We start from the raw sequence: 18,065 nt of genomic DNA, 5'->3' as shown, positions 1-18,065 counted from the left end.
GTCAGCTGCCGGCGCGGTAGGCCGCGACGGCTTCGGCGACTCGTAGTGGGCGGTCGTAGATGCGCAGTGGGCCGCTCGTGCGGACCGGCTCGGCGGTGGTGACGCAGCGGAGGTCGGGAGCGAACCGGCCCCAGCCGTACGGACGGGCGTCGCCGCCGTCCTGGAGGATGCCGTCGGCCACGAACAGGATGAGCTTCGGGCCGCCGTCGACAATGGCAACCAGATGGGTGCTGCGGCCCGGTTCGAGGGTGCCGGGGTCCGACGTCCAGCTGCATTCGCGGCGGCCGTCGTTGAGGGTGAGCTGCACCCGGTCGGAGCCGGACTGCCGGAGCAGCCAGCCGCGGCCGATGTCGTCGCGCTGCTCGGCGAGAACCTGGTCGGGTGCTCCGGGGGTGATCCAGAGGTCGAAGGTGAACCCGGCGCGCGCGTCCTCGATCCGCCAGTTGCCTCTTCTGAGCTGGAGCGGCGGTAGTGCCACGGGCCGCGGATCGGCCGAGTCGTAAACCAGGCCTTCGGTGCTGACTGCGGCACGGTCGTGTTGCCAGAGCCCCTCGAGAAGGTCGGGCGACAACGCGTGCACCCGAGCGACGGACTTCTGCGTCTCGGTGACCCAGAACCGGCCGCCGTCCTGGACGAGATCCGGGTAGCTCATGCTGGTCTGCGGATCGTCGGCGTACAACGCGAGCTCAGGCTCGGACCACGCGATGACGCCGTCGCGTTCGACGCCGCCACTCAGCCACACCGGGTTGCGGTACGTCCCGAACCAGGTGTTGCTGTTGTTGTGGTGCCAGAGCAGGTAACGCCCGTCGCCGCAGTTCCAGACGAACGTCGCTGCCCGCGGGTTCTTGATCGGGCGCCCGCTTGCGTACCGTGCGAAGTCCGGATCGGTCCAGGTCCGTCCGCCGTCCCGGCTGTAGGCGGCGCCGACGTACCCAATCTCGGTCCGGTACGTGCAGTACAGGCTGCCGCCCAGGCCGCCCGAGAGACCGACGAGCTTGTGTTCTTCGGACACGTCTCCCGCTGGCGCGCGCAGGCCGACGTCGCCGTCGGGAAGTGTCGTCCAGGTGATGGCAGCAGGGTCGGACTCGGTGAGGATGTTCTCGCTGCGTACGACGAAGCCTTCGCTGGTGCGCTGGAATCCGAGCCCCTCGTCGCGGAAGCCGCCGACCTTCGACGCGGAGATGTAGACAGCGTCGCCGATGATCTCGGGCTTGCCGACGGACCACCAGAACAGCACCTTGCCGCCGTACGGGTTCCGCCGGTCGATGTCGAACGTACGCATCGGTACCACGTAACGCTGCTGCGACCAGCTCTGCCCGTGGTCGTCGGAGTACCGGAAGGCCATGTCGCCGAGCGTGTCGACCCGTGGGCTGGTGCCGGTGTCGGTGATGACCTCGCGAAGACCCGTGCTGTTGTACGTGTAGAAGACATAGATCCGCCCGCTCGGCAGGACGAGGGGAACGGCCCACGAGGCCTCGGGGCCTTCGCGCGGCTCGACGTCGACGGGGTCGGTCCAGGTCAGACCGTGGTCGACGCTTCGCCGGGAGACGATGCGCTGGCTCGGGTCGCCCTCGTGGTCGTCGGAGCTGGTGACGACACAGACCCAGGCGCCGTCGGCTGCGATCACGACGTACGGCTGGTCGCAGTAGCCGTCGGCCTGGATCACCGAGCCCTCGGTGAGCAGCCGGATGTCGGAGCGAGCCTGCTGCGGGTCGTCCGGAAGTTGCGGCGACGGCGCGATCGGTCCGTCGGCGTCGGGTACGGTCACCATTCTGCGAAACTCCCGTCGGTGTGCCGCCAGATCGCGTTGCGCCAGCGGTGTGGTTGTTCGTTTGCCTTGCGGACGGCCGCCTCGTCGATCTCGATGCCGAGGCCGGGCGCGGCCGGGCGCGCCACGAAGCCGTCGTCCGTGGCGAAGACGCTGCGGTCGAGAAGATAGTCGAGCAGGTCGGAGTCGGTGTTGTAGTGGATGCCGAGGCTCTGTTCCTGGATCAGGAAGTTGGGGCTGGCGAAGTCGACCTGGAGGCAGGCGGCCAGCGCGATCGGTCCGAGCGGGCAGTGCGGCGCGAGGCTGACGCCCCAGGTCTCGGCCATCGCGGCGATCCGCCGTGCCTCGGAGATCCCGCCGGCATGGGACAGGTCGGGCTGGACGACCGCGATGCCGGAGCCGACGACGTCGCGGAAGTCCCAGCGTGAGTAGAGCCGTTCACCGGTCGCGATCGGGATCGACGTACCGGCGGCGATCCGGCCGAGGTCGGCGCTGAGCTCCGGGACCACCGGCTCCTCGACGAAGATCGGCCGGAACGGCTCGAGCAGCGGCAGCGCCCGCCGGGCCATCGCGGGGGAGTAGCGGCCGTGGAAGTCGACCGCCAGGTCGCGGTGCGGACCGAGGACCTCACGGACGCCGGCCACCCGCTCCACCAGGAGGTCGAGTTGGTGCGGTACGTCGATCGCGGTCAGTTCCTCCGACCCGTTCATCTTGACCGCGGTCAGGCCGGCCGCGAGCTGGCGTTCGGTGTCCTCCGCGAGCGCGGACGGACGGTCGCCGCCGATCCAGCCGTACACCCGCACGCGGTCCCGGACCGGCCCGCCGAGCAGGTCGTACACCGGGCGGCCGTACGCTTTGCCGGCGATGTCCCACAGCGCCTGGTCGATCCCGGCCACGGCGCTCGACAGGACCGGTCCGCCGCGGTAGAAGCCTCCCTTGGTGAGTACCTGCCAGGTGTCCTCGATCCGCAGCGGGTCGCTGCCGATGAGGTAGTCGGACAGCTCGCCGACAGCGGCTTGCACCGTCTCGGCCTTGCCCTCGACGATCGGTTCGCCCCAACCGACGATCCCCTCGTCGGTGGTGACGGCGACGAACAGCCATCGAGGTGGGACGCGGAAGGTTTCCACGTCGACGATCTTCATCTGGTCAAGCTCCTGGGTCGTGAACGGTCGTTGATGGTCAGGCGATGGTGAGGTTGGCGATCTTGGCGCGCTGGTCGTCCCGGATCAGCACGTTGCTGCCGGCAACGTTGCGGAACACGTTCCCGGTGACGGTGAGGGTGTTGAGCTGGGACAGCATCTTGCCGATCGGCGACTGCCCGCCGACCCAGACGCCGGAGTACGGCACGTCCTGGATCGTGTTGCCGGTGATCGAGAAGAAGCCTTCCTTCGTGCCGGCGCTCTCGCGGATGCTGTTGATCGAGATCGCTCCCGGCGTGACGCACAGCGCGCCGGTACACGCGCGGGTGATGGTGTTGCCAACGATCTCCGTGCTGTACGCCGGGAACTCGGGTGAGCGTCCCCACAGGTAGATGCCGGCCTGGCAGGTGTCGCTGATCGTGTTGCCGGTGACGCTGATCGAGGTACCGCCGCTGACCAGGATGCCGCCGCCCTCGGCCGATCCGCGGACGGTGTTCCGTTCGACCCGGACGAACTGCACGTCGCGCATCAGGTTCGACACGTAGCCGACCTGGATGCCGCCGTCGCGGTTGTCGGTCGCCGTACAGTCGACGACGTACACCTGCCGGCTGCCTTCGACGTCGATGCCGTACATGTTCGCGTCGCTCGAGGTGACGCGTTCGACCCGGACGCCGGTCGAGGTGTCGACGAGCAGGTTCGATCCGCTCGCGCCTCGCAGGCTGAGATCGCTGACCGAGCTGTCGAGAACGCCGGTCAACTCGACCAGCGACCGATTGTGCCGCAGGTACGGGCGGCTCGGGAGGGTCACCGCCAGGTTGGAGACCGAACAGCCCGTGCCCCCGATGACCCGGATCCCCTGGTGGTCCGGACTCGTGAGCACGATCTCGGAGACCGCGCCTTCGCCGAGCAGATGAACGTTGTCGCGTTCGGCCACGGCGAAGTGGTGCTCGATCTTGGTGTCCCGGAAGGACGAGTGGTCCGGGTCGGGCCGGAGCAGGTAGCGGCCTTCCGGTAGGAAGACGATGCCGCCGGCGGCGGGCAGGCTGGCCAGCGCTGCGCGGAACGCGGCGGTGTCGTCGTGGACTCCGTCGCCGCGGGCACCGAAGCTCCGGACGTTCGCGCGCCGCAGACCGCGGACCGACCGCGTAGCGGGTTCGCGCCACGTGGTCTCGCTCGGTTCGGAACGCCGGGGGCCGTACGGGTCGTCGTACGTACCGGGGCTGACCGTGAAGCCGGTGAAGTCCCCGTCGACCGTGCCTGTGACCTCCGGCGCGACGGTCACCGTGTTGCCGGTGGTCGTCGTTCGGGTCGTGGTTCCCGCGACGGACACACTCGCTGCCGGAGCGACGATCCGGTTCCGCTCGACGGCGAAACCGTCGACGGTCGTGCCCGGGCTCACCCGGAGGCCGCGGCCACCACCGCCGAGCAACTCGTTGCCCGACACGGTGACCCCGCTCGCCTGGACCGGGAGCCAGTTGTCGATGCCGATCGTGATGTCGTTGTTCTCGGAGCCACGGATGCTGTTGTTGGTGATCGCGAGCGACTGGACCTTGTCGATGAGCGCGATGGTGCCGTGCCAGCCGCCGCCGGGGGAGAGGATCCGGTTGTCCGCCCGCATCTCCAGGTTGCCGCGGACCAGGACGTTGTCGTCGATGACCGCGTCCACCAGCGTGGCCGGGTTGGTCGTGGTGATGTCGCCGAACAGTGAGCAGCCGACAACGCTCTCGATCCAGTTGTGGGCGACGGTCTGTTTCGAGCCGCCGAGGGTGATGCCGCGGCCGTAGCACATGCTGATCAGGGTGTTGTGTTCGACGCGAACGTTCGAGATCACGGTGCTGTCCGGGTACGTCGCGCTGTTGTGCCAGTTCGCGATGCCGTCGTCACCGATGTACTCGGCCCAGTTGTAGGCCGCGACACAGTTCTTGGCCCCGCCGAAGTTGTAGGCGTCCGAACCGCCGTTGCGCAGGGTGTTGCCGACCATCCAGCAGTCGCGGGCGTTCGGGAGCAGCAGCCCGGGCTGGCAGTGGTCGACGGTGAGCCGGAGCAGCTGGACCGACTGCGGAGCGCGGATGATGAGCGCGGTGGCCGTCGAGTTGTGCCGCATCATGTTCAGCGGCGCCCACTGGAACGCCAGATCACGGAGCGAGACGTTGACGGCGGTCTGGAACTGCCAGGCCGCGCCGGACAGGTACGGCGGTGCTTCGGACGCGTTGCCGGTCATCGCGGGCCGGTGGAAGAGCAGAACGCTCGTCTCACCATCCCCGACGAAGTGGACGTTGCGGACGTCCTGCTGGAACCACCAGCTGACGCTCGGCAGCGGCGGGGGAGGGAAGAGGTACCGGCCGGCGGGTACGTACACGACCCCGCCTCCCTGCGCACGCAGTGCGGCCAGCGCACGGTTGAACGCGCCGACATCGGACGTGACCCCGTCGCCAACCGCACCGTAGTCGCGAAGATTGACAACGGGCATGCTCTCGTAGTCGATCCGCGGCATCCCTTCGAGACCAGGACGGTCGTAGAACGACTCCGGCAGATTGCGAACGGTGCCGGCCGGCGAGAGGTTGCTCTGCGCAACGACCGCGGCGGCGGACCGGCTCTCCCGGAAGCTGAGCGCGCCGACGGCCGCAGCCGCGAGGCCGGCATTGAGGACCGTACGACGTGACAGTTCTGTGGACATCAGTGCTCCTTGGGCAGGGCTAGGAAACGATCAGGTTGGCGATCTGGGCGCGTTGGTCGTCGTCGATCAGGACCTGCTGACCGCCGACGGCCTGGTAGTCGTTCTGCTGGATCCGAAGCGTGTTCAGCTCGCTCATCCGCTGGCTGATCGGCGACTTCCCGCCGGCCCAGACGGCGGCCCAGGGGGTGTCGACGACATGGTTGCCGACGATGTTGACGATTCCGTCGGACTGGCCGAGGCCTTCGCGGATGCTGTGGATCGCGATCGCGCCGGGCGTGTAGGTACCGGCGCCGTGGTTCGTCCTGGTCAGGGTGTTGCCGGTGACGTCGACGTCCTTGATCCCGAACAGTCCCCAGCCCATCCGGCCGTGCAGGTGGATGCCGGCGAGGTAGGTGTCGCTGATGGTGTTGCCGGACACGGTGATCGCGGTTCCGCCGCTGACGCCGATGCCGGCGCCTTCGACCGATCCGGTCACCTCGTTCTGCTCGACGCGGATCTGCTGCGCGGCCCGGTAGACGGTGCCGTTGGTCGAGACGTCGATCCCGTTGTCGCGTGCGTTCGCCACCCGGTTGTTCCTGACGTGGACCAGCCGGGACGTGAGGACCGCAATACCGTCGGTTCCGGCGTCGGTACTGGTCACGTTCTCGACGAGCACGGACGTGCTGGAGTCGACACGTACGCCCGGACCGCTCCCGCCGGTCACCTCGAGCTCGGAGACGACGAACCCGTCGCAGCCGGAGACGTCGATCAACGCCCTGTTGCGGCGCATCGCGGGCCGGGCTTCGAGCTCGATGCGCAGCCGGCTGATCGAACCGGTCCGGACGCCGAGGAAGCGGATTCCGTCGTGGTCGGCGCTGGTCATCACCAGTCGGCTCGCGCTGCCGGTGCCGCGCAGGTGTACGTTGGGCCGCTCCGCGATCGCCAAGTGGTGCCGGATCCGCGTGTCGCGGAAGCTCTCGGTCTGCGGGTCGGGCTCGAGCCGATAGGTCCCTGCCGGGATGTCGATGACGCCACCCGAGGCCGGCAGGCTGCGCGCCGCGGCGAAGAACGCCGGAAGATCGTTGTGCACTCCGTCGCCCTGTGCGCCGTACGTCCGGACATTGACATGCCGGAGACCTCGCAGGTCGAGGGGCGCGGGCTCCTGCCAGGTCGGTTCGTCGCCGGCCAGCCGGATCGAACGGTAGACGTCGGTCGGCGCGACCTGATCGCCGACGCGATAGCCGGTCAGATCGCCCGCGACCTGACCGGTCCGCCGGGGCGGCCGGCGGACGACGTTGGACGACGACGCCACGCCTTTGATCGTGCCGTCGAGCACGACGCTCGGCAGGTCGCCGCCGGCGATCGTGTTTCCCTCGACCGCGAGGCCGGTGATGCTCACCGGTGCGGTGCCCACTGTGCTGACGGCCGTCACGCTGGTTTCGAGGGAGGACCTGAGCTCGTTGTCCGTGATGGTCACCGAGGTGGCGGTGATTCCCTTGTAGTGGTCCTGCCCGAAGGCGATGTCGCGGTACTCCGAGTCGGCGATCCGGTTCCGCGCGATCGTCAGCCGGTCGACCGCGTCGACCACGACGAGCGTCCCGCAGTACCCACCGGTCGTGCGGTTGAGACCGAGGTTGTCCACCCGGTTGTCGAAGCCGGCGCGGACGATCTCGTTGTCGGCGATCACTGCATCGGTGATCGTGCCGCGCGGGATGGTGGCCGGGTCGCCGGCGTCGGTCTGGGGTATCGCGTAGATCGCGGCGCTGACGCTCGACTCGATCCAGTTGTGTTCGATCACCGGCTGGGCACCGCCGAAACAGACCCCGCGGCCGCCGGCCACCCGGACGGCCGTGTTGTGCGTGATCCGGGCGCCGTGCTGCGTGTCGGCGGCCGGCCGCCGCGTCTCGGGAATGTTGGCGTACGCGTCGTCCAGGCAGTTCTCGACGTAGTTGTAGGCGAGGACGGAGTTGGTCGCGTTCTCGAAGTGGAAGCCGTCGGCACCACTGTTCCGGATGGCGGAGTCGACGACCCACGTGTCGACGCAGTCGGGCAGCCAGATGCTCGGCTGACCCTGATCCGCCATCACGTCGATCAGCTGCACCCGTTGCGGCGCACGCATCAGCAGTGCGGTCGAGCTGTTGGTGTGCCGGATCGCGACGTGCGGGCTCCACTGGAACGCCAGGCTGCGAACGCTCGCGTCCGCCGCGGACAGCTCCCAGCCGTTGCCGCCGGTCGGTGTCCCGGGGACGGCCATCGAGAACCGCTCGAAGCAGATCATGGAGGCTTCGCCTTCGCCGACGAAGTGGATGTTGCTGATCTTCTTGAACCAGTAGTCGACGGCCGGGGCGGCAGGAGGCGCGAAGCGATAGCGTCCGGCCGGTACGTAGACCACACCTCCGGCCGAGCCGAGCGCGGCGACGGCGGCGTCGAACGCGGGCCGGTCGTTGGCCACACCGTCTCCAGTTGCACCGTGCGCTCGTACGCTGGCTACCGGCATCGAGGCATAGTCGATCCGTGGCATGCCCTCGAGCCCTGGCCGGTCGTAGAAGTCGTCGGACAGGTTGCGGATCGTTCCGTCCGCCGTCAGGTTGCCCGGGGCGGCGGTGGCTGTACGGCTGCTGTGGACCGCGAGCGCGCCGACGGCCGTGGCAGCGAGGCCGGCGTTCAAGATCGTGCGGCGGGACAGCTCTGCTGACATGATGCCTCCTCAGGCGATCGTGAGATGGGTGATCGCGGCCTGTTGCTCGGTGGTCATCAGCACGTTGCTTCCGGCAACGGACGTGTAGGTGTTGCCGCTGATTGTGAGGGTGTCGAGTTCGGACAGGTAGCGGACGAGTTGGCCGCTGGTCCAATGCACTCTGGTGACGGGACATTCGCCGCCGACCCAGATGCCGGAGAACGGTGTCGTGTCGACGGTGTTCCCGGTGATCGTGACGGTCGAACCGTCGGTCTTGCCGGCGCCTTCGCGGATGCTGTGGACGCCGATCGCGCCGGGCGTGTAGCACAGCGGGCCGACGCAGGCGTTCGTCACGGTGTTGCCGGTGATGTCGACGCTGTAGATCGGGAACGCAGGGCCGCGGCCGACCAGGTAGATCCCGGACTGTGCGGTGTTGCTGACCTGGTTGTCGCTGACCGTGATGTTCGCGCCGCTGCTCACGCTGATGCCGCCGCTCTCGGCCGTGCCGTTGACGGTGTTGTCGTGGATCCGGACGTACTGCGATTCGCGGTAGATCACGCCGTTCCAGCCGAGATGGATACCGGCGTCCCGGCTGTTCGTCGCCGTGCAACCGTAGAGCTCGACCTGGCGGCTCGACTCGATCTGGAGGCCGTGGTTGTTCGCGTCCTGGCTGGTGACATTGTTGATCAGGATCTTGCGGCTGGAGTCGACCAGCAGGTTCGATCCGCCGGAGCCGGCGAGGGTCGTGTTGGTGATCGAGCAGACCTGGGCGCCGGAGAAGTTCAACAGCGCACGGCAGTGTCGAAGGGACGGCTTGTTCCCGGCCTTGAGGCTGAGCTTCACTCCGTCGACCGAGCTGTTCGTGCAGTTCACGAACCGGATGCCGTGGTGGTCGGGGCTGGTGAAGATCAGCTCAGAGCTGGTGCCCTGACCCTTCACGAAGATCTTGTTCTTGTCGAGGATCCCGAAGTGGTGCTGGATCTTGGTGTACGGGTAGCTCGCGCGTGCCGCGACCGGGTTGATCAGGTACTGGCCGGACGGAATCCAGAGGATGCCGCCGTCGGCCGGATCTGCGTACAGGGCATCCAGTGCCGCGTAGAAGGCCGGCCCGTCGTCGTGGACACCGTCACCCACCGCCCCGTAGTCGCGGACGTTGAAGGAAGCGAGCCCCGTCGTCGACGGGATGAACGGCTGATCCCAGGCGGTCTCGTTACCGGCCGAGCGGATGGTGCTGTACGTGTCCACGAAGGCCGGTTGCGTGCTGACCACGCTGTATCCGGTGAAGGCAGGGCTGACCGATCCACCAGTGTCGGTCTGCGGTGCGGCGGTGAGGTTGTTGTTGCTGCTGGACGCGTTGGTGACCGTACCGCCGATCGAGATCGACGGACCGCCGTTGCCGAGGATGTCGTTGTCGTGGATGTTCAGGCCGTTGATCGTGGAGGTCGGCCGCATCCGGACGCCCGCGCTACCGGCCCGGCTCATCGTGTTGCCGCCGATGTCGATGGTGGTCGCGGTGATGGTGCGCCAGCCGTCGATGCCGAGCGTCACGTCGTACTGCTCGGACCCGACGACGGTGTTGTCCTGGATCTGCAGGTCGTCGACGAGGTCGTGGACGGAGATCGCGCCGTGGAAGCCGGAGTTGCCGGTCCGGACCCGGTTGTCGGATCGCATCTCGAAGTTGCTGCGGATCAGCGTGTTCCCGGTGACGACGGCGCCCCGGAGTACGGCGTTCGGCCGGTTGGCGATGTCGGTCTGGTCGATGTCGCTGAAGATCCCGGACGCGGTGGCGGTCTCGACCCAGTTGTCCACGATCGAGTGATTGGTCCCGCCGAGCGTCAGCCCACGGCCGCCCGCGACACCGATGGTCGTGTTCGACTGGAACAGGACGTTGCTGAACGCGGCGCTGTCGGGATTGGTCGTGGTGTTCATGAAGTTCGCGAAGCCGTCGTCGGTGATGTTCTCGGCCCAGTTGTACGCCGCGACCGAGTCGTTGGCGTCGCCAAGGTTGAACGCGTCGGACGCACTGTTCCGGATGACGCTGTCGACGATGTAGCAGTCGGTGCCGTCCGGCATGATGATGCCGGGTTGACAGTGGTCGACGCTCACCCGCAGGATCTGCACGCCGGTTGGACGGCGGCAGAGCAGGCCGGTGCCGGTGATGCAGTGCCTCGTCATGATGTACGGCGTCCACTGGAACGCGAGGTCGCGGACAGAGACGTTGACCGCGTCGTCGAACTCCCAGCCCTGCCCCGCGTCGCGGACGTTCGCCGTATTGCCGTTCGAGGGCAAGGCGTCGCGTTGGAAGACGAGCACCGAGGCATCGCCCTCGCCGACGAAGTGGATGTTGTTGAGCTTCGCCGTGCCGCCTCGGATCCACCAACTGGTGGCGCCCGCGGCCGGGACCGGGAACACGAAGCGCCCGGGCGGTACGTACACGATCCCGCCCGCTGAGCCCAGCGCGGCGATGGCGGCGTTGAAGGCCGCGACCGTACTGGAAGCGTGCGTACCATCCGCGTACGCGCCGTGGTCGGTGACGGATTGGACGGCCATCGTGGAGTACTGGATCTGTGGCATGCCGGTGAGGCCGGTGCGGTTGTAGAAGGAGCTGGGCAGGTTGGAGATGGTGCCGTTCTGGAGGTTCCCGATCGGAGTCTCGGCGCGGGCGGTGCCGCGACCGAGGACAGTGAAGCCTGCGGCGGCGAGTGCAGTGGTGCTGAGGAACGTACGGCGGCTCATCGAAGAGGGCATGGCGGAACTCCCTGAGTGGTGAATGAGCTGATGGCGTACTGCGTGAGGTCAGACGGTGTGGCGGTAGCGCGGCGTCCAGCCGAGGAGCGATTGCGCGTTGGCGCAGCTCACGAGGCTGGTGTGCGGACCAGAGCCGTGCTCGCCCCAGAGATCGTCTGCGGCGAGCAGGGCTGTGTGGAATCCGGTGAGGTCCGCGCTGAGAGCGCTCTTGACCGCGCGGACGACGTCCCGGAGGTCGACGTACGCGAAGAGATCGGCAGCTCCCGGCCCGGCCCCGGCTGATTGCTGGATGACGTACGTAGGTCGGAGACAGACGACGGTTGCGTCGTGGCGTTCGGCGAACTGGCGGCACGCTTCTTCGGCCAGGTGTTTGGAGAGTTGGTACGGCGAGATCGGCGTGTGCGGGTGGTCGTCGTCGACCGGGAGGTAGGCGGGCGTACCGACGCCGACGCAGCCGAGCGCGTTGATGCTCGACAGGTGCACGATCCGCCGGACGCCCGCGCGGGCGGCGGCGAGCAGGAGCGTGCAGGTGCCGGCGACGTTGATGTCGTACGTGTCGTACTCGCGGCCCGGCCGGTCGCTCGCGAGACCGCCGCAGTGGACGATGGCGTCGGCCGCTTTGAGGACGGTGGTCATCGCGTCGAGGTCGCGGACGTCGCCGACGACCTGTTCGAACGGCGTCGCGGTGACCACCGGGACCACGTCCACCGAGGTGACCGCCGTACCGGCGTGATGGAGTTGGTGACAGACCGCCGAACCGATGGTTCCGCGGCCGCCGGTGACCACTACGTGCCCGCTCATCGGAGCGTCTCCACCAAGTCCGAGCCTTCGCGCAGGAAGAAGCAGGTCTCGTTCAGCGGGACGTCGACGGTGAGCCACTGTCCGCCCGCGTGCACGGCCGAGGTCCGCGGATCGAACCACTTGGTCTCAGCAGGCAGCCACACCTGGCGCGAGCGAGCCCCGTACTCGAGGACCGGTGCGGCGAGCAGGTCCGTTCCGCACAGGAACTGGTCCGCGACCTGCCACGACTCCTCCTGGTCGGGGAAGTCGAGGAAGAATGGCCGCATGAGGGGGAGGTCGCCGGCGAGCTGGGCCTTCAGGTACGGCCGGAGAGCCTCGCGGAGGTGCAGGACGGGAACGATCGCTTCGTACGCTTCCGCGCCGAACGACCAGACCTCGTTAGGGGCTCCGCGCAACAACTTGCCGGGAAGATCGGGACGGCGATGACCGTGCAGCCGGAAGATCGGGGTGAACACCTGGAACTGGAACCAGCGCACGATCAGCTCGCGCAGCTCCGGGTCGTCGTTGCCGACCCAGGTGACGAATCCGCCGATGTCCGCGCTCCACCAGGGCATACCGCTCAGCCCGGCGTTGAGGCCGGCCGGCAACGCTGCCCGGAGTGCGTCGAAGCCGGCGTCGATGTCTCCAGCCCAGATCGCCGTCCCGTACTTCGCCGTGCCGGCCCAGGCCGATCGGCTCAGCAAGAGACCCTCGGATTCGCCGGCGTCGGTGAGGCCCTCGTGAAAGGTCTGTGCATTCCAGTGCGGGTACATGCCGGCAACGGCGAGTCCTGGTCCCGCGTGGTAGCGCCACTGCGCGGGATCGGGCGCGACCAGCTCGGGCTCGCAGGCGTCGAGCCAGAACGCCCTGATACCCAGATCGTGGTACCCGGCCCGGACCTGGTCCCAGACGAACCGGCGGGCTTCCGGGTTGCTCGGATCGTAGTAGTGCAGGAAGGCGGGACCGCTGGTTCCGACGTCGACGAACCGCGATCCGAGCGACAGTTGGTCGCTGCGTAGCAGCAGACCCGCGTCGCGCATCTTGGCGTAGTTGTGGCTCTGCTCGCTGACTGTCGGCCAGATCGACACCATGACCTCGACTCCGAGCTCGCGGAGTTCGGCGACCATGCCGGCCGGGTCCGGCCAGCGCTCCTCGTCGAACCTCCAGTCGCCGTGGTGCTTCCAATGCAGGAAGTCGATGACGATCGCAGCCAGCGGCAGGCCGCGGCCGAGGTGTTCGTGGACGACGTCCATGAGTTCCTGCTGGTTGTCGTAGCGCAGCCTCGACTGCCAGAAGCCTGTTGCCCAGTCCGGGTACGGCGGGGGATGGCCGGTGAGGTCGGCGTACCGGCCGAGGACGTCGCCGATCGTCTCGCCGCGGACGATCCAGTAGTCGAGCTCGGGTGCGCCGTCGGCGATCCAGCGGGTGTGGTTGTGGCCCAGTTCGACCCGTCCGGCGCCTGGATTGTTCCAGAGCACGCCGTATCCGCGATTCGACACCAGGAACGGAATCGCGATCTCGGCGTTCTGCTGCACCAGGTCGATGACGCAGCCCTTCTGGTCGAGCCTGCCGTGCCGGTGCTGGCCGAGACCGTAGAACCGTTCGCCCTCGGACGCGTGGAAGGTCGCGGTGATCTGGTACAAGTTGCTGCCGGCAACCGGTCGCAGATGCCTGGGCGGGATGCTCTGCAGCCACTGCTCGCGTTCACGGAGGATCACCTGGCCTGAATCGGAGTCGAGGAAGGTGATGGTTCCGCGCGGATCCACCGCGGCGCGGATGCGGCCGTTGGTGATGCCGGATTCGTCGACGACAGCTGCGCCACCGGGGCAGACCGGATCGAGTGCTCCCGGTTTGGCTCCGGTCAGGAAGGCCCCGAAGGTACTGCGAACCCGCAACGCGTCGGGGCCCCAGGCCTCGATGCGGGTGAGCTGTCCGTCGGTGCGGAGCTCCAGAACGTCGTTCATGTCAGCCCTTCAGTCCGCTGAAGCCGATGCCGCGGACCACCTGGCGCTGGAAGATGACGAAGGCCAGCAGCGGCGGCAGCGTGGAGATCAGCATTCCGGCGATCAGCATCGCCTGATCGGAGTACGTCGCGAGCCGGGGCAGCGCCACCGACAGCGGTTGTTTGGTCGGGTCGGTCATCGCGACGAGCGGCCAGAGGAAATTCTTCCACTCCGCCATCAGCGACAGCAGCGCGACCACCGCGAGCATCGGGCGGGACATCGGCAGGACAAGGCTCCAGAAGATCCGGATCGGGCCGGCTCCGTCGACCTGCGCCGCGTCGAAGAGCTCGTGCGGCAGCGCGTCGAAGAACTGCTTCGCGACCAGGATGTTGAAGGCGTGCGCTCCGGCCGGCAACCAGATCGCCAGCGGCGTGTTCGCGATCGAGACGCCGAGCCCGGGAAGGTGGATCACCGTCAGGTAGAGCGCGACGAGTGACACCGTACCCGGGATGAACAGCGTGGCCAGGATGGCGCCGTACACGACCTTGCTGAACCTCGGCCGGAGGACGGAGAGGGCGAACCCGGCTGTGGTTGCGACGAAGACCTGCGTAGCGCAAGAGCCTGCGGCGTACACGACCGAGTTGAGCAGGTAGTGGCCGACCTCGAGCTCGTTCCAGGCATGGGAGAGGTTGCTCCAGTTGACCGCCGTGGGCCAGAGCTTCATCGGGTGCCCGATCAGGTCCTGGGTGTCGGAGACGGCCCCTTTGAACAGCCACCAGATCGGTACGAGTCCGGCTGCGGCGACGCACAGCATCAAGACGAACTGGGTGAGCCGGATCGACCAGCGCGTGACCGGATCGGAGCGGTCGGCGGGGGAGATGAGTGCGCGGGGAATCGTCGTCATGTCTTGCTCCATCGCCTCGTCAGCCGCAGGTAGACCGCGGACAGCACAGCCAGGACCAGCGCCAGCAGAACGCTCAGCGCTGCGGCCGATCCGAAGTCACCGCTGACGAACGCGTTGCGGTAGATGAGGTAGAGGACGGTGATGGTGGAGTTCTCCGGTCCACCGGCGGTCATCACGAACGGCTCGGTGAAGATCTGCAGCGTACCGATGATCTGCAGCAGCAGCAGGACGAGCATGAGACCGCGCAGTTGGGGGAGTGTCACGTGCCAGACGCGGCTACGGATCGATGCTCCGTCGACCTCGGCCGCCTCGTAGAGCTCGGTGGGAACCGACGAGAGTGCGGCGAGGTAGAGCAGCACGATTCCGCCGGCCGATTCCCAGACGATCAGCAGGACCAGGCTCGGCAAGGCTCCGCCGCTGGTCTGCAACCAGGACAGCGGACCGATTCCGATCACCCCGAGGGCGGCGTTGAACAGACCGTGGTCCGGGTCGTAGAAGAACTTCCACAGCAGGACCGATACGACCGGCGGGATGACGACCGGGAGATAGACCAGGACCCGGAACACTCCGCCGAGCCGGCGCAGCTCGGACATCGCGAGGGCGAGCACGACCGGAAGCGGGAAGCCGATCACCACCGCGAGCAGTCCGAACTTGAGGGTGTTCACGACGGCTGTCGCCAGCAACGGATCGTCAAGAACGCGTCGGAAGTTCTCCAGGCCGACCCAGACCGCGGGATCCACCAGGTTCGTCTGCTGGAAGCTCAGCGCGAGGCCGCGCAGGATCGGCCACCAGGAGAAGTAGCCGAAACAGAGTAGCGCCGGTAGCAGGAACACCAGGCCCCACCAGCCGAACCCGTTGGACCGCCGCCTTTTCGGCTGGGGTTCGTTGCCCGGGGCCCGCGATACTGCGGCGTCCCCGGGTGCCGAACCCCGCAGCGTGGTCAAGGTCATCGCTGCCCTTGCTCGACGATGGCCTGCGAGTCCTTCTGCGCCTTCCCGAGTACGGTGGCCGGATCGGCGTCCTGCCGGGTGAGGACGGCCTGGACCGCGGTGTCGAGAGCGGCGTACAGGAGCTGGGCCGCGACCGGTGGCTCCGGCTTGTAGCTGAGCGCTGCGGTACCGGTCACGAACGGCTGGAAGTTCTTCGCGTCCACCGTGACGTACGGCTTGATCGCCGTGGAGATCTCCTGCTGTACGGCGGTGTTGAACAGAGCGACGGTCGGTACGCCGACGGGGATACCGGAGGCCTTGTTCGAGGTGGCGCGGGCCACCGCGGCGTCGGCGTCGTACTGCGGGCGCAGGTAGTAGAAGTCGGTCCACTTCAGCATCGCGGCCTTCTGAGCGGTGGTCGCGCGCGGATTGGCCATCACGACCTGGCCGCCGACGAGGGTGGCGTTGCCGCCTTCCTGTGGGTACGCCGCGGCGCCGAACGCCTTCGGGTCGCCCTTGTACTGGTTGATGTAGCTCGCGTAGTACCCCGGATCCGCGATGATCATCGCGAACTTCCCGGCGGCGAATCCGCTGTTGACGTCGTCGTACCCGAGCAACTGGTTGTTGCCCATCGACTTGTCCTGCCAGCGCATCTGCTTGAGCAGGGCGAGCTGCGCCTGACTCTGTGGATTGTCGACACTCGCGGCGAACTTCCCGCCCTGGTCGGTCTCCATCGCGCCGCCGCGTGAGTACGTCGCCGCGGTGAGGTGCCAGCCGCCGCCGTTCTTCACGGTCATCTCGGCGAATCCCACGACACCGGTGCGGTCGGTGATCTGTTTCGCGTCCGCGCGCAGCTCCGCCCAGGTGGTCGGCGGCTTGTCCGGATCGAGTCCGGCCTTCGTGAACAGCGTCCGGTTGTAGGCCAGGCCGAGCGCGTACTGGCTGGTCGGGACCCCGAACAGCTTGCCGCCGGCATCCTTCACGTTCTGCAGGCTTCGCGGGTCGAACTCGGAGTACTTCGGCAACTCCTTGGCGGCATCGGTGAGGTCGGACACCTGCCGGCGGGCGATCAGACCGGCCGGTTCGGTCAGCGGGACGAGCAGCATCGTCGGCGCGGTGCCACCGGCGAGCTGGGTGACGTACGACGTGGCGTCGAAGGTGGCGTCGGTGGTCTCGATCTTGATCGACGGGTTCGCCTTCTCGAAGGCGGCGACCTGGTCGAGGTAGGTTTTGCGGGCCTCGGCCTTGGTGGTCGGTGGAATGCCCATGACCGTGATCTTGGTGATGTCGCTGTCGGTACCGCCCGCGGTCTGCGACGAACAGGCCGCGACCGCGGATGCGGTCATGCCGATCGAGATCGCGACCGCTGCGAGGCGGGCTCGCCTTCGGGTCATCGGACTCCTCCTGTGGTGCACGTTGATGGGGTTGTGGTGCCGAGCGGACTGCGGAACACGACGTTGTGCAGGGGATCGCCGTCGCGCAGCGCGCGGATGTTCGCCGCGACGTCGAGCATCCGGCGCTCGAACACGTCCCGGGTGACGCCGGACGTGTGCGGGGTCATCAGGACGTTCGGCAGTTCGCCGAACGGAAAACGCGAGGGCTGGGCGTGCGCGCCGGAGGCCGGGTACTGCCACCAGACGTCGATGGCGGCGCCGGCGATCCGGTTCTCGGAGAGAGCGCCGTACAGCGCGCTCTCGTCGACGACCGCACCGCGGGCGACGTTGATCAGAAAGGCGGATCGCTTCATCCGGGCCAGCAGGTTGCTGTCAAGGAGGTTCCTGGTCCGGGCGGTCACGGGGACGGTCACGATCACGAAGTCGCTGCCGGCAACCAGCTCGCCCGTGTCCTGCGGACCGCCGAGCCAGTCGACCTCCGTGGCGCCGGACGATGGCGTCCTCCGGGTTGCGAGTACCCGCATCCCGAGTGCCTTGCAGAGCCGGCCGACGTGGCCGCCGATCTCGCCGTACCCGATGATGCCGACTGTCTTGCCGGCCAGTGTCTCGTGGACGGGTGCGTCGCTGTCCTGGAACACCGAACGCCAACGACCGCCGCGCAGGGCACGGTCCTCGACGAGCAGCTGCCGCGACAGTACGAGCATGGACATCAAGCAGTACTCCGCGATCGCGCGGCCGTGGTGGAACGTGTTCGCGACGACCGCGCCGGGCACGAGGCTGTCCAGGGCGATGCCGTCGTACCCGGCGCCGGCGACCTGGACCAAGCGGAGCGCCGGTGCCTCCGCGGCCAGCTCCGCGGACAGTTTGGAACCGACGAACACGTCTGCCGTGGTCAACCATCCGTGCCAGTCGTCGGTGCTCCGAGCGCACTTGAGCGACGCGCCCGGACCGATCGCGGCCGCGAGCTGCCCAGCCAGCCGGACCTGCATCGGATCGACCACAACGACCTGCATGGCGGCTCCTCTGTGACTGGCCTCACGATTGAATAAGCAGATTAAACTGAGTAGACGCCTAGCTGTCAACGGCTCAAGTTCCACCGGTTTCGCGGGTCGACCCCTCGGGGAGAT

11 protein-coding genes are annotated in these 18,065 nt (G+C 67.7%); all 11 read right to left on the bottom strand.

Annotated features, from left to right (window positions below):
• Nucleotide 1: 1 nt before the first annotated feature.
• From ACFYRU_RS22025 to ACFYRU_RS21975, 11 genes are read right to left on the bottom strand one after another with little or no spacing between them, the layout of a single operon-like run.
• Nucleotides 2-1,771: an exo-alpha-sialidase gene (locus tag ACFYRU_RS22025; RefSeq protein WP_387661832.1), complete on the bottom strand. Its 1,770-nt coding sequence runs from the start codon at nucleotides 1,769-1,771 to the stop codon at nucleotides 2-4.
• Entirely contained in the window at nucleotides 1,765-2,910 is a 1,146-nt protein-coding gene (gene dgoD / locus ACFYRU_RS22020) for a galactonate dehydratase (protein WP_387661830.1), read from the bottom strand. The genes ACFYRU_RS22025 and dgoD overlap by 7 nt, the downstream gene beginning before the upstream one ends.
• Before the next feature lie 37 nt (nucleotides 2,911-2,947).
• The gene (locus ACFYRU_RS22015) at nucleotides 2,948-5,584 is read right to left on the bottom strand and encodes a glycosyl hydrolase family 28-related protein (RefSeq protein ID WP_387661828.1); all 2,637 of its coding nucleotides are present in this window, start codon (nucleotides 5,582-5,584) and stop codon (nucleotides 2,948-2,950) included.
• 19 nt (nucleotides 5,585-5,603) lie between these two features.
• Nucleotides 5,604-8,261: a right-handed parallel beta-helix repeat-containing protein gene (locus ACFYRU_RS22010; protein ID WP_387661827.1), complete on the bottom strand. Its 2,658-nt coding sequence runs from the start codon at nucleotides 8,259-8,261 to the stop codon at nucleotides 5,604-5,606.
• A 9-nt stretch (nucleotides 8,262-8,270) separates the two neighbouring features.
• Entirely contained in the window at nucleotides 8,271-10,988 is a 2,718-nt protein-coding gene (locus ACFYRU_RS22005) for a right-handed parallel beta-helix repeat-containing protein (RefSeq protein WP_387661825.1), read from the bottom strand.
• Between the two features lie 48 nt (nucleotides 10,989-11,036).
• Complete coding sequence (locus ACFYRU_RS22000; RefSeq protein WP_387661824.1) at nucleotides 11,037-11,789, bottom strand: NAD-dependent epimerase/dehydratase family protein; 753 nt, start codon at nucleotides 11,787-11,789, stop codon at nucleotides 11,037-11,039.
• On the bottom strand, nucleotides 11,786-13,732 hold the full coding sequence (locus ACFYRU_RS21995) for a TIM-barrel domain-containing protein (protein WP_387661822.1): 1,947 nt from the start codon (nucleotides 13,730-13,732) through the stop codon (nucleotides 11,786-11,788). The genes ACFYRU_RS22000 and ACFYRU_RS21995 overlap by 4 nt, the downstream gene beginning before the upstream one ends.
• Nucleotide 13,733: 1 nt before the next feature.
• Nucleotides 13,734-14,615 carry a carbohydrate ABC transporter permease gene (locus ACFYRU_RS21990; protein WP_387661820.1) on the bottom strand — a complete coding sequence of 294 codons (882 nt, stop codon included), beginning with the start codon at nucleotides 14,613-14,615 and terminating at the stop codon, nucleotides 13,734-13,736.
• The gene (locus ACFYRU_RS21985) at nucleotides 14,612-15,565 is read right to left on the bottom strand and encodes a carbohydrate ABC transporter permease (RefSeq protein ID WP_387661818.1); all 954 of its coding nucleotides are present in this window, start codon (nucleotides 15,563-15,565) and stop codon (nucleotides 14,612-14,614) included. The genes ACFYRU_RS21990 and ACFYRU_RS21985 overlap by 4 nt, the downstream gene beginning before the upstream one ends.
• Nucleotides 15,562-16,938: an extracellular solute-binding protein gene (locus ACFYRU_RS21980; protein WP_387661816.1), complete on the bottom strand. Its 1,377-nt coding sequence runs from the start codon at nucleotides 16,936-16,938 to the stop codon at nucleotides 15,562-15,564. Before ACFYRU_RS21980 ends, ACFYRU_RS21985 begins: the two co-directional genes overlap by 4 nt.
• On the bottom strand, nucleotides 16,935-17,951 hold the full coding sequence (locus ACFYRU_RS21975) for a 2-hydroxyacid dehydrogenase (RefSeq protein ID WP_387661814.1): 1,017 nt from the start codon (nucleotides 17,949-17,951) through the stop codon (nucleotides 16,935-16,937). The genes ACFYRU_RS21980 and ACFYRU_RS21975 overlap by 4 nt, the downstream gene beginning before the upstream one ends.
• Nucleotides 17,952-18,065 lie beyond the last annotated feature (114 nt).

It is taken from the genome of Kribbella sp. NPDC004536 (genome assembly GCF_042873835.1).
Taxonomy (GTDB): Bacteria; Actinomycetota; Actinomycetes; order Propionibacteriales; family Kribbellaceae; genus Kribbella.
This window is presented reverse-complemented; position numbering and strand designations above follow the sequence as displayed.